This window comes from Mycobacterium sp. (assembly GCF_035697385.1).
Classification (GTDB): Bacteria; Actinomycetota; Actinomycetes; order Mycobacteriales; family Mycobacteriaceae; genus Mycobacterium.
In genome coordinates, this window is the sequence record NZ_DASSCY010000189.1 from 1 (window position 1) to 13,790 (window position 13,790).

9 protein-coding genes and 2 pseudogenes are annotated in these 13,790 nt (G+C 63.7%); 2 read left to right on the forward strand and 9 right to left on the reverse strand.

The genetic code is table 11. From position 1 onward, the window contains the following. The coding region (locus tag VFH65_RS15255; protein WP_353322544.1) for a hypothetical protein at positions 1-385 on the forward strand (385 nt) is incomplete at its 5' end. 33 nt (positions 386-418) lie between these two features. Then, complete coding sequence (locus VFH65_RS15260; protein WP_353322545.1) at positions 419-2,221, forward strand: hypothetical protein; 1,803 nt, start codon at positions 419-421, stop codon at positions 2,219-2,221. Between the two features lie 72 nt (positions 2,222-2,293). On the opposite strand, the gene VFH65_RS15265 is transcribed toward VFH65_RS15260, so the two are convergent. The 9 genes and pseudogenes from VFH65_RS15265 to VFH65_RS15305 all read right to left on the reverse strand — a co-directional run. After that, on the reverse strand, positions 2,294-2,596 hold the full coding sequence (locus VFH65_RS15265; RefSeq protein WP_353322546.1) for a hypothetical protein: 303 nt from the start codon (positions 2,594-2,596) through the stop codon (positions 2,294-2,296). Between the two features lie 2 nt (positions 2,597-2,598). Then, positions 2,599-3,057, reverse strand: coding sequence for a YbaB/EbfC family nucleoid-associated protein (locus VFH65_RS15270; RefSeq protein ID WP_353322547.1), 459 nt, complete (start codon positions 3,055-3,057; stop codon positions 2,599-2,601). Positions 3,058-3,080: 23 nt separating this feature from the next. Continuing rightward, positions 3,081-4,007: a hypothetical protein gene (locus VFH65_RS15275; RefSeq protein WP_353322548.1), complete on the reverse strand. Its 927-nt coding sequence runs from the start codon at positions 4,005-4,007 to the stop codon at positions 3,081-3,083. A 183-nt stretch (positions 4,008-4,190) separates the two neighbouring features. Further along, positions 4,191-5,714: a hypothetical protein gene (locus tag VFH65_RS15280; RefSeq protein WP_353322549.1), complete on the reverse strand. Its 1,524-nt coding sequence runs from the start codon at positions 5,712-5,714 to the stop codon at positions 4,191-4,193. A 31-nt stretch (positions 5,715-5,745) separates the two neighbouring features. Then, the gene (locus tag VFH65_RS15285) at positions 5,746-5,931 is read right to left on the reverse strand and encodes a hypothetical protein (RefSeq protein WP_353322550.1); all 186 of its coding nucleotides are present in this window, start codon (positions 5,929-5,931) and stop codon (positions 5,746-5,748) included. Positions 5,932-5,980: 49 nt separating this feature from the next. Continuing rightward, entirely contained in the window at positions 5,981-6,232 is a 252-nt protein-coding gene (locus tag VFH65_RS15290) for a DUF7161 family protein (protein ID WP_353322551.1), read from the reverse strand. Then, entirely contained in the window at positions 6,225-11,399 is a 5,175-nt protein-coding gene (locus VFH65_RS15295; RefSeq protein WP_353322553.1) for a toxin glutamine deamidase domain-containing protein, read from the reverse strand. Before VFH65_RS15295 ends, VFH65_RS15290 begins: the two co-directional genes overlap by 8 nt. Positions 11,400-11,702: 303 nt before the next feature. Further along, positions 11,703-12,518 (reverse strand): annotated as a pseudogene (locus VFH65_RS15300) (glycerophosphodiester phosphodiesterase); the annotation flags it as partial. Between the two features lie 885 nt (positions 12,519-13,403). Then, positions 13,404-13,583 (reverse strand): annotated as a pseudogene (locus VFH65_RS15305) (toxin glutamine deamidase domain-containing protein); the annotation flags it as partial. Positions 13,584-13,790: the final 207 nt, after the last annotated feature.

The following is a 13,790-nucleotide window of genomic DNA, read 5'->3' on the forward strand; positions in this document are numbered from 1 at the left end:
TTCGTATCGAGAAAGAGATGACCCTGCCAATCAATGTTTCACTAAGACGAGGAGAATTATGACCAACAATAATCCATGGGGCGCCCTGGACGCCGCTGCTGGAAAAGGCGAACTCAAGCTTGAACCGGGAGTGAGTGAGGCAGTCGACCAGGCCTTCACACCTTACGAGGACAGCCTGGAAACACTGATCGCCGATACTCTCGATGAGACAACAGAGTATTTCGGCACACCGGACAATCCTCTAGCGGTGCTGCTGGAGAAAGCATTCAACGAGCGGGGTAAGTTGTTGACGGATTATTTGAAGGAACAACTGTCCCAGACGCAGGATTTTGTAAAGACTGCTCAAGACGCCGCCGCCGCATTTCGGGCCGCGGAGGGCGACTAGATCAACCGCGGGCAGGACAGGAAGTAGTAGATCATGGGCAGCTTCGGTAACAATATTGGCGCAAAGTTGAGCCCGGGTCGTGGCGACAATTCGGGTAGTGTTTTCGACGAAGCTTGGGTGACCAATTCCAACTATCCCGAGCGTCAGGTCCTGCTGGCGGATCCTGACAACTTGGAAAGTCGCGAGTTGCGGGACCTATCGGCCAATATTGCGGACCAGCAAGAATCCGACAAATACGTGCCGAACAGCATTCTGCTCGATGAGGTGCCCGGCTTGCTTTCCGACCACACGACAAACCAAGAAGTCAACGACACGCTCACTGGTCCCGATGCCCTGAACTGGGAGAGTAGGACCTTCCGCGAACTACGCCGCGAAAGCGACACGCTGAAACCTGGCCAACTCGGCATCCTACGAACGGCTTGGGAGGACCACGGGAACACCCTCAAGACGGAATCCGAGGACTTCAAGGAGGCAGTTCGTAACGTAATCTCCGGGAAATGGTCGGGTGCGAGCGCAGATGCAGCCGAAGCGGCGACTCAACAGGTCACCAAGACATCCATCTACGATTTCACGCCGTCATCGGACGAAATCGGAGACCGGCTGTCGGTCCTGAAGGCTGCCTTTGAGCACGTCAAATATGGGTTTCCCAACGACGCAAACGACGACTTGATCGACTCCGGCGATTTCGATAAAGAGAAACTCGACCAGCGGGTGAATGAGTTTAACAACAAGTATCATCTCGACGGCGACGGTCGGCTGCGGAATAACAGTGACGGTTACGTGTCTGCGCAAGACGCAGTTGACGAGATGAATCGCATTCAGCGTTCAATCGATGCCTACCGGACTGCCGTACTCCTCTTTCGGGACACGTACAACCCGACCGTTCAAGCAGTGACGGACAATTTTCCCAACCTTCCCGCCCCGCCGAACATGCAGTACGGGCCGACTGGCCCAGGTCCTACCGGTCCCGGCCCGACTGGTCCAGGCCCCACCGGTCCGGGCCCCACCGGTCCCGGCCCCACGAACCCGGGCACCCCTCCTTTCAACACACCGAAATTCGACACGCCACCCACCACCTCGCTTGACACAGGTAAGACACCGGCCATTTCCGACTACCAGCTCGGCACGGGTGACCAAACGCCGATTAGCAACCCCCAAAACTGGCCAACAACAAATCCGTCACAGACCACGGCTCAGGGGCTCAAGTCTGGCCTCGATGCGGCAACTCAGGGTATGAAGTCCGGACTGGATGCGGCCTCCCAGGCGGCGCAGAAGGCGGCACAACAGGCGGCGGGCGCGGGCCAAAAGCCAATTCCGTCGCTCCGTGAGGGTGCGCTCGGACTCGGAGATAAGGCCGGCGGTCCAAAAGGCTTGGGCGGCGGCGCAGCTGGAGGTGGCAGCGCAGGCGCGGGTGGAACAGGCGGTCTACCCGCCCATCAGCCGGCGGCCCGGCTCTCCACCGAATCCGCCTCCGGTGCGCGTCCCGCAGTGCCGGCGGCGTCGACTTCCGGCATGGGTGCTATGGGCGGAATGGGTGCACCGGGTATGGGTGGCGGGCCCGCGGCCGGCGGGCGGGGAGCAGATGGAAAGGAACACAAGGGCAACAAGGCGCTCAGGACTCGCAAGAACGGGTCTGACATCGTCGGAGACACCGACGCCGTCGTCCCGGTGCTCGGGGACTCGCCGCCGCCAGCCGAAGAGACCCAGCAGCCAGCGCCGCCTCACCGGCGAATTCCGGGGCAGCGCGGCACGTCTTGGCAACCCGACTCGGCAGTACAGAGCAGTCCTCGACGATCGCCACAGGCACAAGACCCCAGCTCGGCCGTTTCCGAATAACTGATGGACCAATAATCGTCGGGCGACAGGTATCGCCCCGCGGAGCGCTGTCAGATCCGCGGGGCGGGATACCTACCCCCAGGCCGAGTCTTGCCGTTCAAGACTGTCCGCAGTGATCCGCAGGCCCTCCGCGTAGTAGTCGAGCAAGTCGGTCTTGGCACAAATCGAACCATCGACCCAATTCGACTGCGATCGGTAGCCCTGCCCGCCATTTGCGAACTGGTTGCCGATCTTGTCGTGCCCCCACGCCTCCCCTTCAGCGCCGAGCCCGTCCTGCAACGACGACAGCACCTCTTTCATACGGGCGCTTACGTCGGCAAGGTATCTCGAAGTCGCGCGCAAATCGACCGGTGTGACGCGCAGCGGATCGGCCATCGCTAACTCCTCACGTTCGGGTAAAAGCCTGTGTCATCTCCGTCGTGGTCGCCATTGCCGGCGAAATGCTGTGTCTGGTCATGGACGTGCGGTACCAGATTCCTGATGTCAGGCGCACCATCGACAACGTCGGCGAGCGACGGGAACCGCGCCCGGCGCTCGGCCAGCGGAGCGAATAATTCCGCCGTTTGCCTCTGGAGATCCCCGGCGGCCGCCTGGGCCGCTGAAGTTATGAACCGTCCTAGCTCGACGACGTCGTGCCCCTCAAAATAGGCTTCCTCGACAGCAGTCTCAGACACGATCCCCTCCGCATTCACGGTGACCACGACCGTTCCGTCCGCGGCGGTAGCCGTTGCCGATAGGGCGGCGCGCTTCTTCGTCACGATGGCGAGATCGGCCATGTGTTCTTGGACAAGCGCGAGTGCCTCGGTGAGTTCATGTCGCGCCCCGTCGTTGTCCACTCGCCGTGCCCCTTCGATGTCTATCAAGAAGCCGCCGGAACGCCTTCCGCCCCCGATGTCTGTGTGGCGGTGTTCCGCGCCGCTGCTCTACCGCGAACTGCCCCGGTCGCGGCCGTGGGGGCGGAACCGAGAACCGAAACGATGTCGATGGGTTGACCGGTGGCCAGCGCGCCTGCCACCTTCTTGGCCATGCCGGCGCCGTACCCGACGACTGCACCTTTCAGCATCGAGTCGCCCAGCGCGCGCTGGCCAAATATTGTCACGGTGCCTTGAGCCGCGCCGCCGACGCCGTTCGATACGGCTACTACTCCCACTTGCTGCCAGTCCAAGCCCTTTTGGTGCCCGTTCGCCTGCTGGATGCCCTGGATAAACAGGTTCTGACCGACGGCTTCGGCCATCTCGACGCCGGCTTTCTTGACGATCCTGTGGACCATCGTCTTCGTCATTGCGCTACCCAGATCGGACATGATGTGTCGAAGCGACATCGAAACGGCCTGGCGAATCACGGCAGACGTGGTCATTTCAATGACGGGGATCTGTGCCGCTGACGCACCGAACGTCACCGACGTCTGAGCAAGCGCCCACGAGATCTCGAACGCCGCTATCGCCAGCGAGGTAAGGATCTGCAACTTGGTGAATTCGATGTTCTTCCCAGTGCCCTCCGAGAGGTCGCCGAGCGCCGCCATCGCCTTAGCAAGCTTGTCGACGGAGGCGTCGCCGTCGAACAGCAGCTCGAACTGTTCGTCGGCGGCCCCCGCGGTCACGCCCTGCAGCACCGACATCGTGGCCGAACGCATCCGGTTCAGTTCCGGTATCAGCGCCGTCATATCGTCCGCGCGCGTATGCCACTCGCCGCCGATGCGGAACATGGCGTCCTCGTCGCCCTTCGGCCATTGCGACCCCACCAGGTACGACACCCACTGCAGGTAGCCGGGAATCTGCAGGCTCACGCAAGAGCCCTACCGGCGGCGTCGACTCGCCGCAAACCTTCATACAGCACGACAATTCACGCTATGACGTTTGGTGAGGTCCGGCCATTCGACATGGACTTGTTCGCCAAGTGTTCGGCTACCGGCTAGTTCAAAGTCAATTTCGCCGCTGTGTTAATACGTTGTACGACAAGAACTTCGGAGCTAGCTAGCCAGCACGCCCGCGAGGCTGAGTTGATTGACAGCGGCGGCGACGTCGCCGTCGGGCTTGTTGGCGAATATCGCGGCAACAGCGCTAGAAGTGGCGTTCCCCTCGGCGGCCGCGGCCAGAAGCGCCGCGCACGCATCTTCGGTACCGGGCCCAGTCTGGCTAGTCATCGCGCGGATGGCGGCGTCGGGCGTTCGGACCGCAGGAAGCGCAGGGTCAAGCTCACCGGACGTGTCTGTGAGGCCCCGGTGCCACCGGCCATCCGCCCACCAGTAGCAGAAGGTCAACAGGCCGTTGCGGTTTCGGGTGTTCAGCGCACTGTCGTTGACCCAGGCAGGCGCACCGGCGTAGAGATCGGGCAGGGGTTCACCACCGTTGTATGCGGCGTCGAGCAGTTCGGAATCCCACTTCCCGCCGGAGAGCACTGCGCGATCACCCGGCAACACGAAGAGGGTTGACCCGCTGCGATGGTCACCCTCGTACCAAAAGTAGCCGGGGTAAACGCGTGGTCCCCAACCCGATTCGACGCCGGCATAAGCAGCAGATAACGCGGCCCAGCGCGCTCGGAGATCGCGCAGAGGAGGGATGCCTTCGGCCGCGATCGCGCTGCGTCCGGCGGCGGCATCGGCCGATTCCGCCTCCGCGGCCTGTCGCGGATCACGGCCCTGTGCGGCAGGTCCGGCAACGTATCCGGCGAGCCACACCGGAACATGTGAGCGGGGAAACGTCTCCAAGTCGTTGCGGTAATGCTCGGGGGCCACCAGCTGGTCGCCGGGGAAGGGCTCGTCGCCGTAGTCGTAGTTCGCCGTCGTCTCACCACGATTGGTGCACGTCAGCAAGAGCCGCCACCACGGTCCAGCCGACATCCGGGCCGCTACTTCTCGTTGATTGCGAACCAGCTCCGCGATCGACTGGGGCACCGGTACCAGACCCGTCCGGTCCTCCGACGAGAACTGCAGCTGGGCAATCTGGGAGGTAACGGTGAAAGCGAACTCCGCCGAGAACTCCTCCCACCCGGTCGGGCCAAGCTGGGCCAGCTGCTGCACGATCGGCTCGATCAGTTGCGCGGCTTCCTCGGCCGTTGCGGCGTCATCGTCCGGGGCTTGGGTGTACTCGTCCTCGGGTGGGGTGTCGATGATGGTGAAACTGGCGACGGCCTGCGGGCCTTCCGACGCGGCCTGGTTGAACTGCCGCTCGAACTCGGCCATGAACTGCGCTTCATCGGATTCACCATTGGTGTGCTGGGCGCTGAGTTCCTCCGCGGTGAACTCAGCCTGTGCCTGCAGCGGGGGAACCGACGACGACACCTCCGCGATGCGCCCGGAGTCACCCACCAGAAAGACCGACCGCCCGACGGGCATATCCAGAAATGCCATCGGATCGCTCTCGTCGACGTCCACCGGCGCGTACACGCTCCAGCCGGCCTCGAAGCGATCGGCCTCTAGTCCATCGGTGGGATAGTCCAAACCTCGAGACCGGATCCAATCCGCCACCAGCGAGATCGCCTGCGTCGCTTCCATCGCCTAATCCTCCCGTGCGTTCGTCATCACCCTACGACCGTCGCTGTTCGGCTTCGATGTGGTCGGCTAGTGCCGCTCGCTCAGCCTGATGCCGTGCAAGAAGCTCAGCGCTGTAGGTATTCCATGCGGCCTCTTGGTCCGCGGTCATCTGTGCACCGTCAACCTCGGACTCGACATCTGGATGCGCGTCGAGAAACTGATTGAACAGCAAGCCCATCTCCCGACTGTGCCCACGGTTGAGTTCGATCCGTCTCGGGTCCACGTCGCTAGTCCTCGCAGAGCGCCAGCTGGTCATATACGACCAAAGCTATGCGCGCCGGATCGTCGGGCGGATGTACTCGCAGCGTGTGATGTGGGTTTGGTCCATCGTCAAGGATCACAACTGTCTTGATCCCGGCCGGCAGATCAGCGGGCCAATCGATCTCATCCGTGGGCTCCTCGACAAGGACCCGAGCGCGCTTGCCTCGCAGGCCCGTCTGGTCGTAGCGCAGCGGCGTCAGCCCCTGATTCTCACTCATCCGTTGATCTTCCTTCAGGCGGGTCCTCGGGACCTCGCATCGGTGGCAGCGGGGGTGGATTCTCCGGGTCGATACCTAGTGACTCGTTCACAGCGGCACGGCTGCGGGTGGCGCTGGCAATGATGGCCTCGAAAATTGCGTCGCCTTCGAGTCCTTTCTTGCGCTGCCTTTCCACCAGGGCTTCGAAGGACGGATTGGGTTCATTCGCGGTCAGATACTCGGCCGTCTCCCGATCCTCCATCAATGCGCGTGTCCAGCTACGAAGAGAGGCGCGCAGGTCATACAAGGTCCTGGCCCGTTCTTCGAGGCCGAGGCCTTCACGCATGAGGTGCTCGGCGACCTCGCGCATCCGGAGTTCGAATGTGGTGTAGACCGTGCGCGTCTCGGCGTTCGACAGGGTGGCCGCCGCATAGTGGCTGTGGGTGGCGCTGTTGATGATGGCTTCATACACCGCGTCTCCGACAAATCCCCTCGCCTCGTACCGGGCAATCAGATCCTCGAGGGTGGGGTTTCTTTCGTTGGCGGCGAGCAATGCGGCTGCGGCGCGGTTGCTCATGAGGTCACGTGTCCAGGCGCGAAGCGAGGTTCTCAACTCGGATAGGATCCGCGCGCGTTCGTCAACGCTGACGCCGTTACGGATGAGTTGCTCGTTGTAGTTGCGCATCTGCAGCTCGAATTGGCTGTAGAGCGCAGTGGTTTCGACATCGGACAGAGTGCCCGGCGCATAGTGGCTGTGGGTTGCGGTGTGGATGATCGCTTCGTACGCCGCGTCTCCGGTGAGGCCTTTGGCCTCGTTGTGGGCAAGGAGGTCCTCGAAGGCGGCATTGCGTTCGTAAGCGGCGAGGAACTCGGCGACGACCCGGTTACTCATGAGGTCACGTGTCCAGGCGCGAAGTGAGTCGCGCAGCCGGGAGAGGATCTGGGCACGTTCTTCAGTGCTGACGCCGTCGCGGACGAGTCGCTCGTTGACCTCGCGTATCTGCAACTCGCCGTCGGTGTACACGGCTCGGGTCTCGGCGTCAGACAGTGTGCCCGCCTCATAGTTCGGCAGGCCCAGCGCCCGTACGGGTTCGGGCGTTCCGCCGGTGGATGGATCCATTCCTTGGACATCGCCGACGGCATCCGCGGCGGCCAGTTCGTGCGGGCTGCCATCAACGGGTTGCACCGGCCGGCCGTTCGCATCGAGATAACCGACCGCCGTGCGCGATACCGCATCCTCACCCCAGTACGGTGGCCAACCCGAACGCTCGCCGGTGAACGGATCCAATAGGTAGATCTGCCCGCCGTCAACGACTGCCAGATAGGCATGGCCGCCCGCACGCTGTCCACCTGCCCACGACGACACGACGATGGCCGCCGGACCGGGCTGTCCCGGCCGACCGGAGCTCATCTGGAACAACAACTCAGCGATTTCGGTGTATGTCGCGAATTCAGCGCGGGACCCTGCCGCTTCGAACAGCGCCCGCGCAGGCATGCCCGTACTCGACGGCGCTGCATCTAGCCGAACTGACACCCCGTACCTGTCCGACAACACGTCGGCAACCCAGTGGGCACAGTTCTCGCTGGACTGTAAACGTGCATTCCAGAGGTACTTGAGATAGTGCAAGCCTGTGCCGTCGCCAACATGCACCAATCGTGTGCCTTCCAGCAGTCTGCGACCCAGATCGGGCTCGTCGAAAGTGGTGAGGTGCGCTAGATCAACGGGATCTGGTAGACGTGGGTGTTCGGGTTCCAGTCGCTGCACGATTTGGTCGAGCACAACCCTGCCCTCGTCGCTGAGACTGGGCGACAGTCGGCGAGCCGCCGCCTTGACGTGGTCGAGCGACTCTTGCAGATGTTTGGGATCTGGATCCCAGGTGTCGCCGAGATCGGCTGCCGCGTAAGCACTCTTGCCTAGAGTCGTCGTCACGATGCGCTCAACGCCAGCGCCGGCGTAGTACGGCGCCAGCGCCGAATTCACCGCCCTGGTGAACTCCCAGCCGCGGAAATTCTCGTCATTGGTATGTAGCTCGTGATGCGCGACCAGGTTGCCGTCATCGTCGCGGTACAACGACAAGGCGATGTCGCCGACATCCCGATCTCCATCGAAGATGACGCCCTCGAGCACGACTCGTGGGCGCCCGTCATCTTGGAAATGCTGTGCCTCACCACGTTTGAGACCCTCCAGCTCAACACGGTATGGCCCGTACACGCCGGAGAAGTCCTCCGCGAGCCGGCCGGCTCCCGCCGACGAAGCGCTGTCGACTACGGGGCCGAGGGGCTCGGCGTAGCGGGTATCGACCCGACGGGTGATCGGGTCCTGGGCGCGATACTCCGCTTGCCGCCGCGAGAAGTCCGAATCATCGGGGTGTCCTTGGACGTGGCCGATGGTCTTGGCGGCAGCCAGCTGGAGGGGGACATCGTGCAATGAGTGCACCGGATTGCCGTTGGAATCGAGGTAGCCGACGGCCGTGCGAGCGACCGCGTCCTCGCCCCAGTAGGGCGGCCAGCCCGAACGTTCTCCGGTGAAGGGGTCGATCAGGAAGATGGCGCCGCCGATGTTGCGTGCGAGGTAGGCATGGCCGGCCTGGTGCCTGCCGGTGTCTGCCCACCGCGACGCCAGGACGGCTGACGAGCCGTCGCCCAGTTGGCGCAGTTCATCGGCCACGTCGTCGTACGTCGCAAACCGCGATCCGGACCCGACGGCCTCAAACAATGCCCGCGCCGCCACACCCCGGCGTGAGGGCTCGATCGCGAGATGGAAGTCGCGTCGGTACATCGCGTTCAGCAAGTCGACGACACGGTGGGCGCAGTCATGACGGGTTTGCGATGGCGAGTCTCCACCCAACCCGAACCAGCTTTGCAACCAAGCCCCGAATCCTCGCGACGGCGGGTGGGCTTGAAGGTATTTGACGACACTCAACTGGAACTGGACGCCTTCCAGTAGTCGACGTCCTAGATCGGGTTCGTCCGGAGTGTTGAGGGAGGCAAGATCAACGAGCTCTGGCAGACGGGGGTGTTCGGGATCCATTCGCGCAATGACTTGCTCGAGGAGGATCCGGGCCTCGTCGCTGACCCCGTCCTGCAGTCGGCGGGCCGAGTTCTTGATTCGATCTAGGGACTCTCGCAGTCTGCCCGGGGTTGGGTCCCACATGAAGCCGCGACGGGCCGCTGCGTAGCTGCCCTGGAAATGGGTTCCCGACTCGATGCGATCAACGCCTGAGCGTTCGTAATAGCGCTCCAATTCTGTGTGAAGCGCCTTGTAGAACCCCTTGCCCCGCATGAGCGCGTTGTCGATACCCGTCCCGGTTTCGTACGCGACGAGGTTGCCCGATTTGTCGCGGTCGAATTCCAGCTGAACCCTGCCGACCTTCTCGTTTCCGTTGAGGATGTCGCCTTCGATGAAGACGCCGCGGCCGAGTTCGGAACCCTTGAACTGGACGCGGAATGGCCCGTACTGGCCGGACAGGTCGTCGGCGAACTGGCGCAATCGGGCCGGATCCGTGGCGTTGTCGACCACGTCGCCCAATGGCTCGGCATAGCTGGTATCCACCCGGCGGGTGGTCGGGTCTTGGGCGCGGTATTCCGCCAGGCGCCGGACGAATTCCGGATCAGCGGGACGCCCCTGGACGCGGCCGACGGCGTCGGCCGCGTCCAGCCGGAGGGGAATGTCGACGTTGACTCGGTCCACGGGATCGCCGTTGGCGTTGAGGTAGCCGACGGCCGTGCGGGCGACCGCGTCTTGACCCCAATGCGGTGGCCAACCCGAACTCGTCCCCGTATGGGGGTCTATGAAGTGGATCTCGCCGTTGATGTTTCGCGCGAGGTAGGCATGCCCGCCTTGGCCTCCGCCGCTCCAGCGCGACACCAGGACCGCAGTCGAGCCTGAGGGCATGTGTTGCAACGTTTCTGCCACGTCGCTGTAGGTCGCGAAGTGAGCATCTGACCCGACCGCTTCAAACAATGCGCGGGCCGGCACACCCCTTCGTGAGGGCGTGACATCGAGGTGGATATCGCGTCCATATATCGCCGACAACTCTTCCGCGACACGTTGCGCGCAGTTTGGAACGCGACGCCACGTTGGGTTCCAGAAGCGGCGGGGACTCGCCCGTTCTGCGGCGGGCTCGACGGTGTGCCGTCCGTCGGCGGTGCGGTGTTGTTCGAGTTCGAGCAGTTCGGTGCGGCCGGCGGAGATTCGGCCGAGGTTGGCCAGGGACTCGCTGCGCGTCGTGGGATCGGCGGTCGAGTCCACGTGGAGGAGGTAGGCGTGGTGTGTCCCACCCGTATATAGGAGGTTCCTCGCGGCCGCGAACTCGGCGGTAACCCGCACGGCGCCAAAGGAATCCATCGCCGGGTCGACGCCAAGGCCGATCCCGAAGAATCGGCCGACCGGTTCGAGGATCCGGGACACCGACCCCGGTGTTCGACCGCCCTGCGCAGTGACCACGTCCCGCGACGAGGACGCCACATATACGTCGACTCCTGGGCCGAACTCACTGGCGTGCTGCAGCGGTCCGGCGCCGGGCGACCCCACCAGGGAGACCGTGCTGACGTGGGTAGCAAGCCGCCCGTCGCGACCGGCGTAGGCAGTGGCGGTCGACCCATACGAATACCCAAATATGTGATTGCCCGTGAAGTGACTACCGTCGCCCGCCCACGTGTCGCGGGCCGCGTTGAAAGCCCTAAGGTCGCTGTAGAGCATCTCGCCACCAGCGCGCGCCGCTGTTTGACGGAGCAGGTGCCTCAGACCCAAGCCACTCGGTGCGTCGTAGCCGATCCAGGCGATCGACGCCGCCTTCAGGTTGGGGTTCTCGAACCGGGTGGACTGCAAATGATTAAGCGCGCTGCGCGCGGAGAAGCCGAACAGCGAGTGGATCGTGGTCCGTATCCCTGGCGCATGCCAGGACACCGAGTCCGCCTGATGCGGATCGTCGCCGAAGCTGAGCACGGCACGTCCGTCACCGCCGAACTCGGCGGGATCAAAGGCCAGGAGTAGCGGACCGCTCTCCCCCGCCCTCTCGGCGTCAGCGCTCGCCTTACGCAGCGCGTCCTCAAGCCGGTTCACTCGTTGCAGGAACTTGCGTTCCGCGGTGCTCGTACGTTTACCGTCGTCGATCTTGGACTGTACTTGATCTGCACGATCCCGAAGCTGCTGCAGCACACGACGATTCGCCGCATCGCGGTCCATCGCCAGGATGCCTTCAGCATTGCCGACGTGTTGTGGATAGGTCTCGATCAAGGCTTGGCGCTGATCACCGGTCAACCCCGCCCACCAAGTGGCATTGTTCTGCGCCCGCGCAACGGCTTCCTCCGTCACCCCGAGCGGGTTGCGCAGCTCGTCGGGACGCACCGGCGGCACCCGCTGCGCCAACGCCGCTTCTGCCACCGCCTGAGTCGCTACGGGACCGGCCGGCACCGACTCTTCCGTCGATACGGGTTCGGTTGTCAGGTCAACAGTTTCGTCTGTTGGTGGATGCTGCGGGGCTGGCTCGGTGAGTTCGCCGCCGATCCAGGTGTCGGTTTGGCCTGGATGGTCGGTGGCGATCCAGCCCACGCCGAGATCCCGGGCGTACTGCACATCGTTGTGGTCGTTGACGGTCCAGCAGTACGTGGTCATCCCTCGGGCGGCTGCAGAGTCGACAAGTTCGGGGTTGGCGCGCAGCATCTGGATGGATGGGCCGATCCCGGTCGCACCGACAGTTGTCGCCAGATAGCGGGCTGCCGACCCGAGCAACACGGTGGGCAGGTTCGGCGCCGCGCGGCGCACTCGCCACAGCGCGTCCGGATAGAACGAAATCACCGCCGCCCGCGCCTGATCCGGTGATGCGGGGTTGGCCATGCCATAGCGCTCCAGCAGAGCCACGACTTCACGTTCGAGTTTCCAGCCCCCCTTGTCGGGGTGTTTGGTCTCGATGAACAGCGTCACTGGCTGGTCATGGTTAGCCACCAGTTGCACCAGCTGCTCGAGTGTGAGAATCCCGGTGTCGCCCTGGGCATCTCCGAGCTCTCGGCTGGGGTGCCAGCCGCCGAAATCGAGCGCCTGCAGCTCGGCAAGGGTCATGTCGCCGACGGCGCCGCTACCGTTGGAGGTGCGGTCCACTCGCTTGTCGTGAATGCAGACCAGGTGCCCGTCTTTGGTGAGCCGGACGTCGCATTCGAGGCCGCGGGCGCCCTGGCGCAAGGCTTCTTCGTAGGCGGCCAAGGTCTGCTCGGGGAAGTCGTGGGAGGCCCCACGGTGTGCCACGACCAAGCTTCCGGCATCCCGCGGAACCCAGAGAGAGGTCGGTGACGCGGGCGACGTGTGCACGCGATTGCCAGTGAACGGCGCGCCTTCGCCGTTCGTCGCGAATGCCTCACGGGCAGCGTGGAATGCCGCGAGGTCACTGTGCAAAGCAGGCGTCGCAATATTGTCGCCGATCCAGACGACGGCGGCCGCCGACTGTGACTCCTGGAGGGTGGACTGCAGCTGGTCAAGCGCAGGGCGGACAACAGTGCCGAGCTTGTCGATCGGCTGCCTGCCGGTATGCCACTCCACATTCTCCGCCGTATAGGGATCGGCGCCGAAGCTGATCACGGCGCGTCCGTCACCGCCAAACGCCGCGGGATCAAACGCCAGCAGCAACGGACCGTCCACACCCGCCCGAATGGCGTCGGCAGCCGCCTTATCTAGCGCGGCGTCGATCCTGTTCATCCGCTTGAGGAAGTTGCGGTCTTCTTGGCTAGGCAGCACAAACTCGTCTAGCTTTGTCTGCACTTCATCTGCGCGATCCCGATACTGCTGCAGCACATGACGATTCGCAGTATCACGGTCCACCGCCGGAATGCCCTCGGCGTTGCCGATCCGGAGCGGATAAGTCTCGATCAACGACTGGCGTTGTGTTTCGGACAAGCCGGCCCACCACGTGGCGTTCGCATGCGCCCGTGCGCCCGCCAGTTCCGCCGAACCCAACGGATTGACCAACTCGTCTGCCTGTACCGGCGGAACCCGCTGCGCCAGTGCCTCATCCGCTACCACGCTAGAGCCGGGATGTCCCTGGACACGTCCGATGAAACCGGCTGCACCGAGCAGGCGCATGGAACCATCGTGGGGGTCTACAGGATTACCGTGCGCGTCGAGGTAGCCGACAGCGGTACGGCTGACCCCCTTCTCGCTCCAAGGTGGCGGCCACCCCGACCGCTCTCCACTGTGGGGGTCGACGAGGTAGATTTCGCCGCCGTCATTGACGGCGAGGAACGCATGACCGCTTTGACCCCTGCCCTTCCAGCGCGACGCCAGGACTGCCGACGAGCCGGAGGGCATGTTTCGCAACGTTTCTGCGACCTCCGCGTATGTTGCGAAATGAGAAGTCGACCCGACGGCCTCGAACAGCATCCAGGCCGGAACACCCCTGGGTGAGGGGTCGACGGCCAAACGGATATCGCGCCCGTACCTCGCTGACAATTCTTCGGCGACCAGGTGGGCACAGTTGCTGTCGCGGACGAAGCCTGGGTTCCAGTAGTTGCGGCGGTTGATGGGGTGGTGGGTGGTGGGGTCGTCGGCGAGGCGCAGCGGGCGTCCGATGGCGGGTTCGATGGTGCC